Origin of the sequence: Variovorax sp. RA8 (assembly GCF_901827175.1) — a bacterium.
In the GTDB taxonomy this organism is placed as follows: Bacteria; Pseudomonadota; Gammaproteobacteria; order Burkholderiales; family Burkholderiaceae_C; genus Variovorax.
In genome coordinates this window covers 3,583,727-3,599,630 of sequence record NZ_LR594662.1, presented here as the reverse complement: position 1 = coordinate 3,599,630, position 15,904 = coordinate 3,583,727, and the positions used below count along the sequence as shown (strand labels likewise).

Below are 15,904 nucleotides of genomic sequence, written 5' to 3'. Positions count from 1 at the left end.
GTCCGCTTTCAGACGCTTCCGACCAGCCCGCCGCCCGCGGCCGCCATGGAAGCCGGCTCTCTGAGCGGTATCAGCGCTTCGGTCGCAGGACGACGGTCAGGCGCGGCGGAACGGTACCGTCGACGTCGCGCGGCAGCTTCTCGGTCTTCTGCAGCGCGCGCAGCGCGGCTTCGTCCCAGTTCGGCAGGCCGCTGGTCTTGACCAGTGCCGGCGTGCCGACGATGGTGCCGTCGGGCGCAAGGCGGACGTCGAACTCGGCGCCAGGATTGCCGCTGACCAGCTCTGCTTCAGGAAACACCACATTGGGCCGCACCGCCGCGGCGACCTTGCCGCCGTAGCTGCCCGAAGGACCCGAGGAGCGCGCGGCATTGCCTTCGCCGCCGGTGCCGGCCATGGCCTGCATGCGCTTGAGCGTGGCGGCACGGTCGGCGGCAGCTTGCGCGGCGGCCTTGGCCTCGGCCTCCTTCTTCTTGGCGGCCTCGGCCTCCTTCCTGGCCTCCGCTTCCTGCTTCTTCTTCGCCTCGGCCAGCTTCTGCTGCTGTTCCTTCTTGCGCTCGGCCTCGTCCTCTGCGCGCTCGCGTTCGCGCTCCTTTGCTTCCTGTTCCTTCTTTTCCTGCGCGGCCTTGCGGGCGGCCTCGAGCTTTTTCTGCTGCTGTTGCCGGGCCACTTCTTCTTCGCGCTCGCGCTCCTTCTGCTCCTTGAGCTTCTTCTCGCGCTCGAGGGCGATGTCGGGCTGCTTGGGTGGCGGCGGCGCGGGCTCCGGCGGTCGCGCGGCCTGGGGCGGCGGCGGTGGAGGGGGTGGCGGCGGTGCCGGCGTGGGGGCCGGGGCAGGTGCCGGCGGGGTCGGCGCGACGGCGCGCGGCGCCGCCTGCTGGATGGTCGAGGACCACAGCTCGGCCTCGACCGCGTCGTTCTCTGCCTCGCGCCGCCAGCTCACGCCCCAGGTCAGCGCAATGATCAGCAGCGCATGTGCGACCAGCGCCAACAGCACTGCACGAAAGGTCCCGCGCTGCGGCGGCGGCGCGAACTCGGGGCGGTCTGCGGCCAGCGACATGGCTTACTTGGCGCCCGTGGTCTGGACCGAGAGGCCGACGCGCTCGATGCCGCTGGCCTTGAGCTGGTTCATCGCCTTGACCACGGTCTCGTACTTGACCGACTTGTCGGCGCTGATCACCACGGGACGCTGCGCATCGCCGCTCTGCGCGGTGCGCGCGGCGCTGCCGATCTGGGTCATCGGGATCGAGAGCGCGCCTGTGCCGGTGGAGGGGTCCTTCTTGATCTGGACCTCGTCGTCGCTCTTGATCACGATCTCGACCGGCCGGTCGGGCTGTTTGTTGGCGCGGTCCACGGTGGGAAGGTTGATCACGCTCGGCGTGATCAGCGGCGCCGTGACCATGAAGATGATCAGCAGCACCAGCATGACGTCGATGAACGGGACCATGTTGATCTCGTTGATCGTGCGGCGGCCGCGGCCGCGGGAGGACATGGCTGGCATGGTGATTTCTCCGGCTGTCTGTCAGCGCACCGTGGCCGGGCCCATCTGGGACGGGTTGACGACGTGGGCGGTCAGGTTGCGCTGCAGGATGTTCGAGAACTCCTCGATGAAGGTCTCCAGGCCGATCGCGATCTTGTCGATCTCGCGCGCGAAGCGGTTGTAGGCGACCACGGCCGGGATGGCGGCGAACAGGCCGATTGCGGTGGCGACCAGCGCCTCGGCAATGCCGGGCGCCACGGTGGAGAGCGTGACCTGCGCCAGCGCCGCCAGGCCGGTGAAGGCATGCATGATCCCCCACACCGTGCCGAACAGGCCGACATAGGGCGAGACCGAACCGACGGTGGCGAGGAAGGAGAGGTTCTGCTCCACCGCGTCGAGCTCCCGCTGGAAGCTCGCGCGCATCGCGCGACGCGCGCCGTCGAGCAGGGTGACGGCGTCGGACACGTGGCGCTCGCGCAGCTTCTGGTACTCGCGCATGCCGGAGGCGAAGATGCGTTCCATCGGGCCGGCGAACTTGGCGTGCTGGGCCGCCGAGGAGAACAGCTCGTTCAGGCTGGTGCCGGACCAGAACTCGCGCTCGAAGTCGTCGTTGAGCAAGCGCGTGCGCTTGAGCGAGAAGTACTTGCGGAAGATGGCCGCCCAGCTGGCGATCGACACCACGATCAGGAGCAGCACGACGAGCTGCACCGGAAGGCTGGCATGCAGCAGGAGGGAAAGGATCGAGAGGTCTTGATTCATGGCTTCTGAGGTTGAGACATGGAGCCCGCGCAGCGCGCCAGGGTTCCCGAAACCTGCGCCGGGATGCGCGCGGGCCGCAGCGTGTCTGCGTGGACCCAGCCGATGCGGATCGTGCCTTCGCAGAGCACCGGGGCATCGGCCGTGGGATCGGCGGCGGGGGCGTGTGCGGGCCGGGCCAGCACGCGCTGACCGATTATCAGGGACGCGGAGCCGATCTGGCGCAGCTCGGCGGTGACGAGCAGCTCATCGTCCAGCCGAGCTGGCCTGTGGTACTTGAGCTGGGTCTCGCTGACCACGAAGATGCCGCCGGTCTGCTCGCGCAGCGCGCGCTGCGCGATGCCCAGCGAGCGCAGCCACTCGGTGCGGGCGCGCTCCATGTACTTGAGGTAGTTGGCGTAGAACACGATCCCGCCGGCATCGGTGTCCTCCCAGTAGACGCGGATGGGGAACGAAAAGCTCATGCGGGATCGGCGGTGCCCGCCCACGCCCGCAGCCGCTCCACCGATTCCTCGAGGTGTGCCATCGAACTGGCCGTCGAGAAGCGGACGAAGCGGGCGGTCTGGTCCGAGCCGAAGTCGCGGCCGGGGGTGATGGCGAGATGCGCCTTCTTCATCGCCTCGAAGGCGAAGTCCCAGCTGTTGGCGATGCCCAGGCGCTCGCCGAACGCGGAGCAGTCGGCCCAGGCGTAGAAGGCGCCGTCGGGCACCACCGGCACGGGAAGTCCGAGGGACTCCAGCTGCGGGATGAACCAGTCGCGTCGCGCCTTGAACTCGGCACGACGGCGCTCGTATTCGGCGATGCTCGCAGGTTCGAAACAGGCGAGAGCGGCGTATTGCGACACCGTGCTCGCGCAGATGAAGAGGTTCTGTGCCAGCCGCTCGACCACCGGCACCAGCGCCTCGGGCACCACCAGCCAGCCCAGGCGCCAGCCGGTCATGCTGAAGTACTTGCTGAAGCTGTTGATGCTGATGATCTGGTCGTCGATGCCCAGTGCGCTCTGCCCGAACGTTTGGTCGTACGACAGCCCCAGGTAGATCTCGTCGATCAACGTGATGCCGCCGCGCCGCGTCACCACTTCGTGGATGCGGCGCAGCTCGCCCGGCTCGATCGAGGTGCCGGTGGGGTTGGAGGGCGAGGCCAGCAGCACGCCGCGCGTGCGTTCCGTCCAGGCGGCCTCGACCTTGGCGGCGCTGAGCTGGAAGCGCTCCTCGGGGGTGGTCGGGATCAGTATCGCGCGGCCCTCGGCAGCGCTCACGAAGTGGCGGTTGCAGGGATAGCTGGGATCGGGCATCAGGATTTCGTCGCCGGCCTCGATGAGCGCCAAGCAGGCCAGCTGCAGCGCGGCCGAAGCCCCGGCCGTGACCACGATGCGGTGCGCCGGCACGTCGACGCCGAAGCGCTCGCGGTACCAGCCGCTGATGCGCTCGCGCAGCACCTCGAGGCCGGTCGCGTGGGTGTACTGGGTGGCGCCGGCGCGCACGGCGCGCAGGGCGGCTTCCTGGACCGGCAGCGGCGCGGTGAAGTCGGGTTCGCCGATGTTGAGGAAGATCATCGGCCGATCGGTGTGCGCAACCTCGCGTGCCAGGGCGGAGGCCGCCTTGGCAACCTCCATCACGTAGAAGGGCTCGATACGCTCGGCGCGCTTCGAAATCCTCATGGCCTGGCCTTGCCGCTCGCGCGATCCGCCTCCACCTCCGCGGGGCGCAATTGCGGCGCGAGGCCGTTGAGCACTGCGTTCACGTACTTGTGGCCGTCGGTGCCGCCGAATTCCTTGGCCAGCTCGATGCACTCGTTGAGCACCACGCGCCACGGCACATCGGGACAGTTCTGGAACTCGTAGACGCCGATCCACATCACGGCATGCTCGACGGGGGAGATCTCCTCCAGCTTGCGGTCGAGCAGTGGCACGATCAGTGCATCGAGCTCTTGCGCGGAGGCAATGGCGCCGTGCAGCAGGGCATCGTAGTGTGCCGCGTCTGCCTTGTGGAAGCCGGCCAGGTCGCGGGTGAACTGGTCGATGGAAGCCGCGTCGTTGCGGCCCACCAGGTGCTGGTAGAGCGCCTGCAGCGCGAACTCGCGCGCACGGCTGCGGGTGGATTTGGCGGAGGCCTTGCGGGCGCCGGTGCTGGTGAGCCCGGGGCGCGACTGGTGCGGCCGCTCGCCGCTGGTCTTGGTGTCGTCGGTCATGAAAGAGAGGTCAGGGCCTGTTGGCAGACCCGATCAGCCGCGCCATCTCGACCGCCACGCGCGCCGCGTCGCGGCCCTTGTCGGTCTGGCGGGCGATTGCCTGGTCGAGGTTCTCGGTGGTGAGGATGGCGTTGGCGACCGGAATGCGATAGTCGAGCGCGACGCGGCTTACGCCGGCGCCGGATTCGTTGGCCACCAGCTCGAAGTGGTAGGTCTCGCCGCGGATGATGCAGCCCAGCGCGATCAGCGCGTGGTAGCGGTTGCGCTCGGCCAGGGCCTGCAGCGCGAGAGGCACCTCGAGCGCGCCCGGCACGCTGAGCCGGTCGATGTCCTCGGCCGCCACGCCCAGTTGCTCGAGCTCGCCGAGGCAGGCCTTCGCCAGCGCGTCGGTGATGTCCTCGTTGAAGCGTGCCTGCACGATGCCGATGCGCAGGCCCTTGCCGTCGAGCGCGACGGCGCCGCCCTTGTTCGCGTCCTGCATCAGTGTTCCTGCCTTCCCGGGTTGTGGGTCATTGTTCGTCCTTGCTGAGGTAGCCGGCGATCTCCAGGCCGTAGCCTGCCGCCATGCTGGGCATGCGGCGTGGCGTGCCCAGGAGGTTCATCCGGTGCACGCCGCACTCGCGCAGGATCTGCGCGCCGATGCCGTAGCTGCGCAGGTCCATGCGGCCGCGCTCGGGCGCCTGCGCCGGCCGTGCCGTGCCGTCGAACTGCGACAGCAGCTCGGCGCCGGTCTCGCCGCAGTTGAGCAGCACGGCCACGCCCTTGCCTTGGGCCGCGATGTGGGCCAAGCTGGCATCGAGGCTCCAGGAGTGCAGGGAGCGGTTGACTTCCAGTGCGTCCAGCACCGAGAGCGGCTCGTGCACGCGCACGTCCACGGTGTCGCCCGGATTCCACTTGCCGCGCACCAGCGCCAGGTGCACGCCCTTGCTGGGCTTGTCGCGGAAGGCATGGGCGGTGAACCAGCCCCAGGCGGTGTGGATCTCGCGGCAGCCGATTTTCTCGACCAGCGATTCGGTGCGGCTGCGGTGCTCGATCAGCGCGGCGATGGTGCCGATCTTGAGCCCGTGCTCGGCCGCGAAGAGCTGCAGGTCGGGCAGGCGCGCCATCGTGCCGTCCTCGTTCATGACCTCGCAGATCACGGAGGCCGGCGAGCAGCCGGCCATGGCGGCGAGGTCGCAGCCGGCCTCGGTGTGACCAGCGCGCATCAGCACGCCACCGTCGACGGCCTGCAGCGGGAAGATGTGGCCCGGCTGGACCAGGTCGGCAGCGACCGCATTGGGGGCGACGGCGGCCTGCACTGTGCGCGCACGGTCGGCGGCGGAGATGCCGGTGGTGACGCCCTCGGCCGCCTCGATCGAGACGGTGAAGGCGGTGGAATGCTTGGCGCCGTTGCGTGCCACCATCGGCGGCAGCTGCAGCCGCTCGCACATCTCGCGCGAAAGGGTGAGGCAGATCAGGCCGCGGGCATGGCGCGCCATGAAGTTGATGGCCTCGGGCGTGACGTGGTCGGCCGCGATCACGATGTCGCCCTCGTTCTCGCGGTCTTCCTCGTCGACCAGGATCACCATGCGGCCGGCGCGCAGCTCGGCCACGATCTCCTCGATCGGCGAGATGGGGGCGGGCGCTCGTGCGCTGCGGGGGGCGGGCATCGGGCTTACGGAAGCGTTCATGGGGTGGGGTCCTTGGGGATGGCGGGCAGGGCGCCGGCCTGGAGCATGCGCTCGACGTAGCGTGCGACAGTGTCGATCTCGAGGTTCACGCGGCTGCCGGCCTCGAGGCCGCCGAGGGCGGTGTTCTCGACGGTGTGGGGGATGAGGTTGATGCTGATCTCACTGCCATCGGGGCCGTCGCTCACGCTGTTGACGGTGAGGCTCACGCCGTTGACGGTGATCGAGCCCTTGTAGGCGAGAAAGCGGGCCAGGGCACGAGGCGCCAGCACCCGCAGCTCCCAGCTTTCCCCCACCGGGGCGAAGCGGCTGACGGTGCCGATGCCGTCGACATGGCCGGAGACGATGTGGCCGCCCAGGCGGTCGCTGGCCCGCAGGGCCTTTTCGAGATTGACCCGGCTGCCGGGTTCGGCGAGACCGGCCGTCTTGTCGAGCGATTCGGCCGAGATGTCGATGGTGAAGAGCTGCTGCGCGGGATCGAGGGAAGTGACGGTCATGCAGGCGCCGTTGAGCGCGATGCTGTCACCCAGGCCCACGTCGTCCAGATAGCCGGCGGGCGCCGCGATGCCGAGCCGCTTGCCGTGGGATGAAGAGCTGCCGAGGTCGTGGACGGCGGCGATGCGCCCCACGCCGGTGATGATTCCGGTGAACATCGCGGCATTTTCGCAGAGATGCGAGGCCGCCCTGGAAAGGGAAGGCTAGAAGCGGTCGCGGCCTGCGATGCGGGCGACGATGCGCAGGTCCGGACCAAGGGCTTCGACGGACTTGAACTCCAGCCCGAGGGCCTGGTCCAGGCGGGTCAGGTTGCCAGCGGAATTCGGCTGGTGCGCGATGCCGAGGCCGTCGCCGATGAACTTCGGGGCGACGTACAGCAACAATTCGTCCACGAGGCCTTCGCGCATCAGCGAGCCGTTGAGCTTGTGGCCGGCCTCGACGTGCAGCTCGTTGACTTCGCGCAGCGCGAGGTCGCGCAGCATGGCCGCGAGATCCACCTTGCCTTGCGGGTTGGCCACATGGCGGACGACGGCGCCCCGCGCTTCGAGGGCTGCCTGAGCGGGCGCATTGGGAGCGGCGGCGTAGATCCAGACCGGCCGGGCAGGCTCGAAGAGGCGTGCCGTTGGCGGCGTCTGCAGCTGGCTGTCGACTACCACCAGTGGCGGCTGGCGTGGCGCCTCGACCAGGCGCACGTCGAGCCGCGGATCGTCCTCGAGCACGGTGCCGACACCGGTGAGCAGGGCACCGGCACGCGCGCGCCAGGCGTGGCCATCGGTGCGAGCGGCTTCGGAGGTGATCCATTGGCTGGTCCCGTCGGGCAGGGCGGTCTTGCCGTCCAGCGAGGCGGCGACCTTGAGCCGGACCCACGGGGTCTTGCGGATCATGCGGCTGAAGAAACCGATGTTGAGTTCGCGCGCCTCCTCGGCTCCGGGACCCACCTCGACCTGGACGCCGGCCGCGCGCAGGCGCTCGAAGCCCTGCCCGGCGACCAGCGGATTGGGGTCGGTGAGCGAGGCGACGACCCTGCGGATTCCGGCGGCGATCAGGGCGTCGCAGCACGGGCCAGTGCGGCCGTGATGGGAGCAAGGTTCGAGGGTGACGTAGGCGGTGGCGCCGACAACTGAATGGCCCTTGAGAGCAGCATCGCGCAGGGCCATGATTTCGGCGTGGGGGCCACCAGCAGATTGGGTGTGGCCCACCCCGATGGTTTGCCCGCCCGGCGCGGAGATGACACAGCCTACGCGCGGATTGGGGTCTGACAGTGCCGTCGCGGCAGCGCCCAGGTCCAGCGCCAGACGCATTGCCGCGCCAAAGGCTGGCGCGCAGCTATCACTCGCTGTCGTTCGAAGAATCGGTGGATATGGGGCACTTGGCATCCGGAGCGCTGACAGGGCGACATGAACGCACCCGACCCGCGTGGGAAATGATAACGCTCCGGGTATCGCCGAGGGCGGCCGCTCCGGTGAGGTCGGACCGGGCCACGGTGATGGTCAAGTTACCAAATCCGCCTGTTTTGGTCTTCGGATAGCCCGAAGCATCGAACATGACGTACGGCTTGGCCGAGGCGCCGGTGCCATTGGCGCTGGCGGTGAGGTAGGTGGGCATTGGGGCCTGAGCAAAGATGACTTTGTCGCCGGCTGCGGTGAACTTCTGATCTCGATCCTTGTCGATGAACGCCAGCCAGCCATTGTTCCAATCGGCCCCGTCTGCAGGAACCACCATGGCTGTCATCCCCGTCTTCATCGCCTCGCTCCGGACTGCCGCAATGGCCGAAACCAAGCGGTTGGTCGTCGACGTCAGCTCGGAATTGCGCTGGAACGCCAGGAAGCCGGGTACAGCGACGACCAGTAGGATTGCGGCGATGGCGAGGGTCACCATCAGCTCGATGAGGGTGAAGCCGGCCTCGACCCCAGGACTGCGCCTCGAGATCATGGCCAGCACACCTTCGGAGGAGAGGATGTCGATGTGCCGGCTGTTCCGGTGCAGTTCTTGGCACCCTCGCTGGTTGCCCAAAGCGAGTCAACTTCGGCATCTGCAAGTGTCGGTTTCGCGATGACCTTCACGCACTCAGTCATTGCCCGACCGCTGGCGCATTCGTCGGCGTAGAGCTGATAAGGCGGATCAGTTGAACTGTCCCCTGAGAAGGTCTTGAATGGAACGTTCCCCGGGGTCGTTACACCGGCAACATTGGAGAATTTGAGATACGTGTTGTATTGGGTCATGTAGCGCTCCTGCTGCTGCAGCAATTCGAGAATCGCCGTGCGCGCCTGGGCTCGCTTCCCCTTGCGTACAGCCCAGGCATAGGACGGGTACGCGATCGCCGCAAGGATGGCAACGACTGCCACCACGATCATCAGTTCGACGAGCGTGAAGCCCTTTACTTGCATTCGTTTCGTCATTTATTTTTCAAGTCCTGATAGTTGTGGATCTGCCGCCAGCTCAAGCGTCCGGCAATCTGCACGGTCGTGACGGTTCCACTTGTGGCCAGGCCGGTGCTCCCTTGGCTCAAGGTCTGTGTCTTGATGGTGCGCGTTCGACGGCCCGTGCTGTCGGTGGTCGTGAAGGCTGTGGCCGCTTCGACATCCATGGCCATGCTCGCGCCCAGGAGACCGACGGTCGAGACGGACGAGGTGCCATCGCCCGTATTCACGTCCAATCGGTATTCGCGGCCACTTCCGCCTGCGGGGCTGCAACTGCTCGCGTTGGTGCCTTGATCAGGGATGAGGCTGCTGAAAACCAGCGTGTCGCCTCGCAGCAGCGATGCGAATACCTGGCGCTCTCCACTGCTCGGAAAATCGAAATACCAGCCTGACTTTTGCGTGTTGTCGGCATCGCTGGCAGGGCGTCCCCACACGAAGGCAGAGACGTCGATCCGGCCCGTCTCGCTATCGAAGGTTCCGCCTTGCAAACGACTGCGGCCGCTGATGGCGCTGGTTGGGGTACCGGTGCTGTCCGCCGTGCTGGTGCCGTTGTCATGCACCATGTAGAACGAATTGGCCGCTGTCGAGGAGCGATCCGTGCCTTCAAGGTACTTGCCGGTGCCGAAAGCGACGTAGATCGATTCCTTGCCCTCGCCGCGGATCAGGAAGGGAGCGGCGCTGATCGGTTGCACATTGCCCAGACGATCCTTGGCGATATAGAGCGGGAAGGGATTCCCACTGGTGTCGACGAAAGCCGAAAGCTTGCCGATATTCCAGTTGGTCGAGCCCTGGGCTCTGAAATCCAGCTTCCACAGGTTGCCATGCAGGTCTCCCATGAACAACTTGCTGACTTCCTGTTGTGCACCGAGCGTCGCCTTGAAGTTCAGGAGACCCGTCGCCTTGCTGGCGCTCAAGCTGACATCGACCGGCAATGAAATCTTGTAGTAATTGGTGCCGAGTGCCCAGGCAGTGCCTGCGGTCTTCGCGAGGTCGAGAAGATACAGCGCAGGTCGGCCAGTCGTGCTGAAGTTGCCGGCGTTATCGCGCACGTAGTTGTTCACCCCGCTGGCCACGACCGCAAACCACTTGTAGTCGGGAGGGGCATCCGGCGCGCTGGTGCGGAACTTCAGGACCTGGGGACGTCCGACCACATAGCCCAGATCGATGTCGTCGGCAGATGTGAATTCCCACATGACCTTCGATGCGGAAAATTGGGTCGGATCGGTGACGTCGAGCGCGAAAACACCTCGGCCTCCGGCGCCGGTGCCGCCGACGAGCACGGTCTTCCAATCGCTGCCGACTTGAGCTTCGGCAACGCTTGGGCTCGCATTCACATAAGCCTGATGGTTGTCGAGGTATTTCTTGCTGCTCAAGGCCGAGAGCCTCGGGCCCAGCCAACTGGGGATATAGCCGAACAGTTCGTCGCCATTGCTCGCGTCGAATGCGTGAAGCATGCCGTCGTTGGCGCCAACGAACACGGCAGCCTTGCGACTCTTGTTGAGTTCGAGAAATGCCGGATAGGTGGTCGATTGAATCGTGCTGCTTGGTGCGCCGGAGTAAGCAACCCCTGAGTTCACGATGTCTCCAATACGCTGGCCGTCGCGATCGCGGAACCGAGTGATCTCGTTGGAATGGTCTCCGCGAATGAAGTTGAGCCGGTCCGCTCCCAAGTTGTCGGATGTGGACGCCGACTCCGAGTCAGGGTCCTTGTTGAGGCTTTGCTTCAGATCGGCGCTGATCGAATCCCATGTGAAGTTGGACGCAGTCTGGGTGCTCGTGGCGCCGCTGTTGCCTATCACGATCTTGCGTGCGTCGACGTTGGTCAGCGCCCTGAGTCTTTCCGCGGCTCGCCATGCAGGGGTGCTGGACAACTGCGCGACCTTCCCGCTAGCCGTCGACACCGTCGATACCGCATATGCGGCAAGGTCACCGCTCCAATCTTGGGAACTGAACTCCGCTTGATAGATGAAGTTCCCTGCCTCGGTCAAGGTGCTGGATTGCGCAGCCGCGCCGGCGATGCTGCGAATTCGCTCCCCCGCTCTTGCAAAGATGCTGTCGAAGGCAGCCAGCACGGAACGGCCGTTACTTTGCAGTGCATATGCGGATGCTTCACCGGGACGGGCGGGGTCTTGCCAGACGTTGTTGTTCGGCTGGTTCCTCATGTCTACGAACGGATTTCCCCAAGTGTTATAGGGCTGCGCCAGGCTGTTCGGAGAACTTGTGGACTCGAAGCCACCGTACTTCGCAGCCATGAAAGACTGGTTCTTGTAGCGACGGGTTGCTTCGACATTCTGTTTGCCGTATGCATTCACGTCGAAGAAGAAGCTCTTGACCCGCAGGCCGGGACGTTGCTTGCTCTCCTGGTCGGTCCAGTTCGTTCCTCGGATGTCATGCGTGTGAGCCCAATAGGCCGTACCGACGAGATCAAACTGGTCGCCGAAGGTATAGGGATTCGGGGAGTTAGGGTTGCCCGTGCTTCGAGTCTCGCCCTTTCCATCGACATATGAACGTACGAGACCCCCTTCGAATGCCGCGACAGTGTTGCGCCAGGTTCTGAAATCCGGAACATTGGCTGCAGAGTTTGCGGCGGGAAAGCGCGCATAGTCCAGGCCGTCGTGGGATTCGATGTCGCCTATGGCAACGATGTTGTTTTTGAGGCAGGTGTAGTCGCCGGCTCGAGACCCGTTGGCAAAGGGATCAAGCCCTGTCCAATCCGCAAAAATAGGGAAGCCGTCATACATCTGCGCCGTAAGGCCCTCGACTGCCTTCGGGCTGGGCGGCAGGCCTTGCAGATATCGCAATGCTTCGTAATAGAGTTCTCCTACCGGATCCCCCTCTTTGTAGCGCCCCAGCTTGGAACCGATGCGGCCGAACTTGTTCAGGTAGTTGACTACGCCGCTGATGGGGGGGGTCTGCGTGGTATCGCCATCGGGGTTGGACTTGAAGATGCCCGTTTGGCGATCCCATTCGGCTGCGGTGTTCCCGTTGGCAGGCGTGTTTTCCTGGCCATTGTTGTCGTAGGTCTTGCTGCCGACCCATTTCATGGGCGCGCGCAGCACGCCTCCATAACGGCGGCTAGCGGTACCGTCGTAACCTTGGTCCAATGCGTATCCGAACGCAGCTAGCCGGAACGAGTTGCTGTATTTTTGTATGGTGCCGGTGGGCTTGAACTGATTGCTGGGGTAACGGGTGCAGAAGTTGTGCTCGGATCCGTATTCGCGAACATCCAGCAGATTGCCTGACGCGTCCTGATCGCAAACCTTGACGCGTGCGTAGAAAAAGCCGTCGCTGTTGAGAGGCTTGGGCTTCCAGGAGCCCGTGTAGGCGCGTACGTAGCACTTCTTGGCAGCATTGACGGCAGGGTCGCCAAATACCTCGAGGCCGTTGCATGGGACTGTGCCCGAAGCCGGCAGGAGAAACCATACGGTGCCTGTACCGTACCAGACTTCCTGGATCCCGGTAAGTGTGCAGGCGCCGCCTTGGGACGCACATTCCACCGCATCCGCAGGTAGTGGCTGGGTCGTGTATATGGTGCGAGGACCAATTGTGGAGGACGATGGCGCCCATGATCCGGTGTAATTGCGCGTGTAGCATGCTTTGGCGACTCCAAAAGCAGGGTCGCCAAACACGGAGGCACTGCAGAGGACGCTGTCCGATGCCGGCGCCACGGCCCACTGAGTCCCAGTGCCATACCAGACTTCCTTGATCCCGCTGAATGTACATGTAACATCCTCTGTCGCACATGCAGGCGAAGCATCGGCAGGCAAGGCTTGAGCCACATTGACAGCAGGCGCTACTCTGTTGGGAACTTCGGCCGCCAGTCTTTGTGCACCGTTCTTGCCGCCGCAACCACCGGACGCGCTTAGCCCAAAATAGATCTTGTTGAGCGTGTTGAGTACATAGATGTTGTAGGCTCCGGCGGCCGCGCGCATGGCAATTGGAACAGCGCCCCAGTAGTTGCCTGTGCCTCCGCCATTGCGTAGCACGATTTTGGACGGAAAGGTGACGCTGTTCCACAAACACTGGGGGTCTCCGTCGGGCAGGACTGCCCGCTGAAGAATCGTCAGATCTTCGCGATCGATGTAGCGATCGCCTCCCGACAGTGCGAGGCGAAGCATGTCAATGGCGGAACTACTCGACCAATTAAGAAAGTTACCGCTGAATGCATCGGCACAAGTCCGGCCGGTTGCGGGACCAATGCGGTCGAAGCGCTTGTAGTCAGCCTTTGACTGGGAAGCCAAGGGCGTCTCTGTTGGGCTGTCGTTGTAGGCGTAGCAGGATTCGGTATCGTAATAGCCGATGTATTCAGTGCTAGGGGTGTAGGTAGTGTCGAGTGTACTGTTTGGCGCACCGAGGTACTGCGCACCCGCGGTCGGCCACTCCACGGAAAGAGCCAAGGCCATGGTCGGCTTCTCTCTCGTGCCGGTCGCGTACAAAGGGTCGTCCGCAAGCGCCACGGGCGGAATGGCAGGCGGAGCCGTCTGGCTATGCACGACAAGCGAAATGGCAAGGGCGACACAGGGAAGCGACAGCCACGCCAGCAGGCGTCGGCGTGTGCGCAGGAATTTCTGCAGCCAGTGCCCGGAATTACAGAGATGGTCGAACATGAGCATGAGAGTCCCTACGCTAGTTTCTATAGATGATCTGAGTCACTGCCTGAATGTCATCGCGGGGTCCGAATCCCATGGCCGTCACTCGGAAGACATATTTGTTGACCGAGGAAAGATCCCGTTCGCCGGGATCGGGAATGGGCTCGATCACATAGCGAGGTGCTTGGAAGGGCTCTATGCCATTGGGGACACTGGTGTTGTTGGCTGCGAAGCTCCGGCCGGTGAAACGGCCGAACTCGACGGTTTTCGCATTGCTGCCGGTGACGGCGAAATTCACCTTTTGCCAAGCCGGCTTTCCGCTCATGGCGAGTTCGCACAATCCCAGCGTGCTGATGCCCCCCGAGGTCACGTTGGTTCCACAGTCGGCGACGAACACATTTGTGTTCTGAAGCGAACCCAGAACAGCGCTGCGATTGCCGGTGCCAGGTCCGTGGATGTCGAATTCCGCGTCTTGCAGCGCCGCCTCCGCAGCTTGCCAAGCCATCTGCATATCGCGGTCGTTGCGTGCGCCGCGCTCGGCCAAGAGGGCAATCTGCGCACCACCGACTCCGAGGATCGAAACGACGATCAGGATCAGCAGCACCACGATCAAGGAAGCGCCGCTCTGGCGGCTCGTGCATCGAGCTTGCAAAGGTAGCTTCATGTTTACTCCCCCTGGTCGTTGCGCAGATGGACCGTGAAGCTCACAACTTGCCTCAGCCTGCCATCGACCGGCGCCTGATACTGGCTGCCGACGTCGCCAGTTGATGCAAAGCTGGCACTACCAAGAGGGAAAAATGTCCGCGCTTCGGATTTTTGAGTGGATGCGGCGTCGCTGCGCAAGACAAGTCCGATACGCAGGCTGCGCACCCGTCGCCAGTTGGCGCGGGTGGCTGCGGCATCGCCTGCGACCTCGAACTCATTGGCACGGATGTAGCTATCGGGCACAGTGTCCGGTGTCCGGGCGGTGTCTGCGGGGTCGATAGCCGTCCCGGGATTGACGCCATCAACGCCGTACAGCACTTGAAAATTTTCGACGCCGCGGATCAGCGTCACTGCTGAATCGAAAGGTGGTGAACCTGTGTCGGAGCGATAGCATTTCAGCGCGGGCTCGCCGTCGTTGGACATGTCCACGAAGAACACGCTGGTTCGCGCGTCGTCGCGGTTGCTCGCTGGCGTGTCGGCTGGCTGCCCGGCGCAATCGATCATCCCCGAATCTGCCTTCCCCGAGCCAGGAAAGGTTTCGGTGGGTTGGAAGCGCAGGACGAGAACATCGCCGAAGGAACCCGAAGGCCTCGGGCTACCGTTGTCCAGTGAAGTCCTGCTTGCCAGGGCATTGTCGAAACCAAACACATAGGGCAGCGCGCTGGCACCCGATCCAACAGTGGCGCTGCGTTTCGTTGCGACATTGGATACGTCTCGGTAGCCAGCCTGAACCGCAAGACGTTGGATGAGGCTGGTGGCGAAGCGGGCGTTGTCACGCAACTGCGAAGCCGAATCGACAGTGGTAAAGCCGCGGCGCGCAGCGAGCAGTGCAGAAGTCGCCGCCAAGACGATCAGCAGGCCCACCACCATGGCAACGAGCAATTCGACGAGCGTCATGCCAGTCAGCGGACGGCGCCCTTGAAGGGAGCGAAAGCGGGTTGCGTGCTTCATAGCGTGGTGCTGCCAGCAGTAACAGGCACGATCACGCCTGGCCGGTTTTCATCGCGTGCTGCGGTCGCGCGGATGGTCCGGCTTTGCTCCGCGGCATTGGTGGACAAGTGGCTCCAGCCGATCTTGATGACAAGAAGATCGTTCGTTGCACCTGCCGTGCAATCCCACTGCGGCAATCCGTCGCCTGTGTACGGCGCCGTGTCTGAACAGATCTTGACCCGTGCGCCGGGAAGGTCTTCCCCCACGCGGGCTAGCCAGTCTGTCATTTCGGCGTTGGCTACCAGCGTTGTATTGGCGCACGATGAGCCGACTGACAAACAGGAGGATGTCGTCGCCGGAGCCAGCGGGGCGGAAGAGAAATCGCCGATGTAGGGATTGGAGGCGTCCAGCATCGCGACGTTCTTGTTGCCGCGCATCATCTCGGCCAGTTCGCGTGCGAGATCAACGGCGACTGATTGCAGGCGGGCTTCGCGGTTGTTCTGCAAGGCCATTGCCTGCAAGCCCACCATGCCCAGCAAGCCAAATGAAAGTACCAGCAGTGCGACGAGCACCTCGATCAGAGAAAAGCCCGATGCTCGCCTGCGCGGTTGAATACTCGACTGCACCACTGACTCCAGCAAAGAGGCCGCCGGGATGGCGACTCAGCCGGCGATTCTG

At 64.5% G+C, this 15,904-nt stretch carries 16 protein-coding genes; all 16 read right to left on the bottom strand.

Annotated elements, in window-relative coordinates:
* Nucleotides 1-70: 70 nt before the first annotated feature.
* From tolA to pilV, 16 genes are read right to left on the bottom strand one after another with little or no spacing between them, the layout of a single operon-like run.
* Entirely contained in the window at nt 71-1,054 is a 984-nt protein-coding gene (gene tolA, locus E5P3_RS16835; protein ID WP_162587016.1) for a cell envelope integrity protein TolA, read from the bottom strand.
* Between the two features lie 3 nt (nt 1,055-1,057).
* Nucleotides 1,058-1,495: an ExbD/TolR family protein gene (locus E5P3_RS16830; RefSeq protein WP_068679857.1), complete on the bottom strand. Its 438-nt coding sequence runs from the start codon at nt 1,493-1,495 to the stop codon at nt 1,058-1,060.
* Nucleotides 1,496-1,516: 21 nt separating this feature from the next.
* Nucleotides 1,517-2,233, bottom strand: a complete 717-nt coding sequence (tolQ, locus tag E5P3_RS16825; RefSeq protein WP_162587015.1) for a protein TolQ — start codon at nt 2,231-2,233, stop codon at nt 1,517-1,519.
* Entirely contained in the window at nt 2,230-2,694 is a 465-nt protein-coding gene (gene ybgC, locus E5P3_RS16820; protein WP_162587014.1) for a tol-pal system-associated acyl-CoA thioesterase, read from the bottom strand. The genes tolQ and ybgC overlap by 4 nt, the downstream gene beginning before the upstream one ends.
* Entirely contained in the window at nt 2,691-3,890 is a 1,200-nt protein-coding gene (locus E5P3_RS16815) for a pyridoxal phosphate-dependent aminotransferase (RefSeq protein ID WP_162587013.1), read from the bottom strand. The genes ybgC and E5P3_RS16815 overlap by 4 nt, the downstream gene beginning before the upstream one ends.
* Nucleotides 3,887-4,420, bottom strand: a complete 534-nt coding sequence (nusB, locus tag E5P3_RS16810; protein ID WP_162587012.1) for a transcription antitermination factor NusB — start codon at nt 4,418-4,420, stop codon at nt 3,887-3,889. The genes E5P3_RS16815 and nusB overlap by 4 nt, the downstream gene beginning before the upstream one ends.
* A 10-nt stretch (nt 4,421-4,430) precedes the next feature.
* The gene (ribH, locus tag E5P3_RS16805) at nt 4,431-4,901 is read right to left on the bottom strand and encodes a 6,7-dimethyl-8-ribityllumazine synthase (protein ID WP_162587011.1); all 471 of its coding nucleotides are present in this window, start codon (nt 4,899-4,901) and stop codon (nt 4,431-4,433) included.
* A 28-nt stretch (nt 4,902-4,929) separates the two neighbouring features.
* Nucleotides 4,930-6,090, bottom strand: coding sequence for a bifunctional 3,4-dihydroxy-2-butanone-4-phosphate synthase/GTP cyclohydrolase II (gene ribBA, locus E5P3_RS16800; RefSeq protein ID WP_162587010.1), 1,161 nt, complete (start codon nt 6,088-6,090; stop codon nt 4,930-4,932).
* Nucleotides 6,087-6,740, bottom strand: a complete 654-nt coding sequence (locus E5P3_RS16795; protein WP_162587009.1) for a riboflavin synthase — start codon at nt 6,738-6,740, stop codon at nt 6,087-6,089. Before E5P3_RS16795 ends, ribBA begins: the two co-directional genes overlap by 4 nt.
* A gap of 45 nt (nt 6,741-6,785) precedes the next feature.
* Nucleotides 6,786-7,883: a bifunctional diaminohydroxyphosphoribosylaminopyrimidine deaminase/5-amino-6-(5-phosphoribosylamino)uracil reductase RibD gene (gene ribD, locus E5P3_RS16790; RefSeq protein ID WP_162587008.1), complete on the bottom strand. Its 1,098-nt coding sequence runs from the start codon at nt 7,881-7,883 to the stop codon at nt 6,786-6,788.
* A 28-nt stretch (nt 7,884-7,911) separates the two neighbouring features.
* The gene (locus tag E5P3_RS16785; protein WP_162589719.1) at nt 7,912-8,514 is read right to left on the bottom strand and encodes a GspH/FimT family pseudopilin; all 603 of its coding nucleotides are present in this window, start codon (nt 8,512-8,514) and stop codon (nt 7,912-7,914) included.
* Nucleotides 8,511-8,981 carry a type IV pilin protein gene (locus E5P3_RS16780; protein WP_162587007.1) on the bottom strand — a complete coding sequence of 157 codons (471 nt, stop codon included), beginning with the start codon at nt 8,979-8,981 and terminating at the stop codon, nt 8,511-8,513. Before E5P3_RS16780 ends, E5P3_RS16785 begins: the two co-directional genes overlap by 4 nt.
* Complete coding sequence (locus tag E5P3_RS16775) at nt 8,978-13,615, bottom strand: pilus assembly protein (RefSeq protein ID WP_232073170.1); 4,638 nt, start codon at nt 13,613-13,615, stop codon at nt 8,978-8,980. The genes E5P3_RS16780 and E5P3_RS16775 overlap by 4 nt, the downstream gene beginning before the upstream one ends.
* Before the next feature lie 13 nt (nt 13,616-13,628).
* Entirely contained in the window at nt 13,629-14,255 is a 627-nt protein-coding gene (locus E5P3_RS16770) for a pilus assembly PilX family protein (protein ID WP_162587005.1), read from the bottom strand.
* A 2-nt stretch (nt 14,256-14,257) separates the two neighbouring features.
* Nucleotides 14,258-15,193: a PilW family protein gene (locus E5P3_RS16765; protein ID WP_232073168.1), complete on the bottom strand. Its 936-nt coding sequence runs from the start codon at nt 15,191-15,193 to the stop codon at nt 14,258-14,260.
* Between the two features lie 50 nt (nt 15,194-15,243).
* Nucleotides 15,244-15,852, bottom strand: coding sequence for a type IV pilus modification protein PilV (gene pilV, locus E5P3_RS16760; RefSeq protein WP_232073166.1), 609 nt, complete (start codon nt 15,850-15,852; stop codon nt 15,244-15,246).
* Nucleotides 15,853-15,904 lie beyond the last annotated feature (52 nt).

Coding starts and splice junctions, on each gene's coding strand:
- tolA (WP_162587016.1), bottom strand. CDS start 1,054: ATGTCGCTGGCCGCAGACCGCCCCGAGTTCGCGCCGCCGCCGCAGCGC.
- E5P3_RS16775 (WP_232073170.1), bottom strand. CDS start 13,615: ATGCTCATGTTCGACCATCTCTGTAATTCCGGGCACTGGCTGCAGAAA.
- E5P3_RS16830 (WP_068679857.1), bottom strand. CDS start 1,495: ATGCCAGCCATGTCCTCCCGCGGCCGCGGCCGCCGCACGATCAACGAG.
- tolQ (WP_162587015.1), bottom strand. CDS start 2,233: ATGAATCAAGACCTCTCGATCCTTTCCCTCCTGCTGCATGCCAGCCTT.
- E5P3_RS16770 (WP_162587005.1), bottom strand. CDS start 14,255: ATGAAGCTACCTTTGCAAGCTCGATGCACGAGCCGCCAGAGCGGCGCT.
- ybgC (WP_162587014.1), bottom strand. CDS start 2,694: ATGAGCTTTTCGTTCCCCATCCGCGTCTACTGGGAGGACACCGATGCC.
- E5P3_RS16765 (WP_232073168.1), bottom strand. CDS start 15,193: ATGACGCTCGTCGAATTGCTCGTTGCCATGGTGGTGGGCCTGCTGATC.
- ribH (WP_162587011.1), bottom strand. CDS start 4,901: ATGCAGGACGCGAACAAGGGCGGCGCCGTCGCGCTCGACGGCAAGGGC.
- E5P3_RS16780 (WP_162587007.1), bottom strand. CDS start 8,981: ATGACGAAACGAATGCAAGTAAAGGGCTTCACGCTCGTCGAACTGATG.
- E5P3_RS16795 (WP_162587009.1), bottom strand. CDS start 6,740: ATGTTCACCGGAATCATCACCGGCGTGGGGCGCATCGCCGCCGTCCAC.
- nusB (WP_162587012.1), bottom strand. CDS start 4,420: ATGACCGACGACACCAAGACCAGCGGCGAGCGGCCGCACCAGTCGCGC.
- E5P3_RS16785 (WP_162589719.1), bottom strand. CDS start 8,514: ATGATCTCGAGGCGCAGTCCTGGGGTCGAGGCCGGCTTCACCCTCATC.
- ribBA (WP_162587010.1), bottom strand. CDS start 6,090: ATGAACGCTTCCGTAAGCCCGATGCCCGCCCCCCGCAGCGCACGAGCG.
- E5P3_RS16815 (WP_162587013.1), bottom strand. CDS start 3,890: ATGAGGATTTCGAAGCGCGCCGAGCGTATCGAGCCCTTCTACGTGATG.
- ribD (WP_162587008.1), bottom strand. CDS start 7,883: ATGCGTCTGGCGCTGGACCTGGGCGCTGCCGCGACGGCACTGTCAGAC.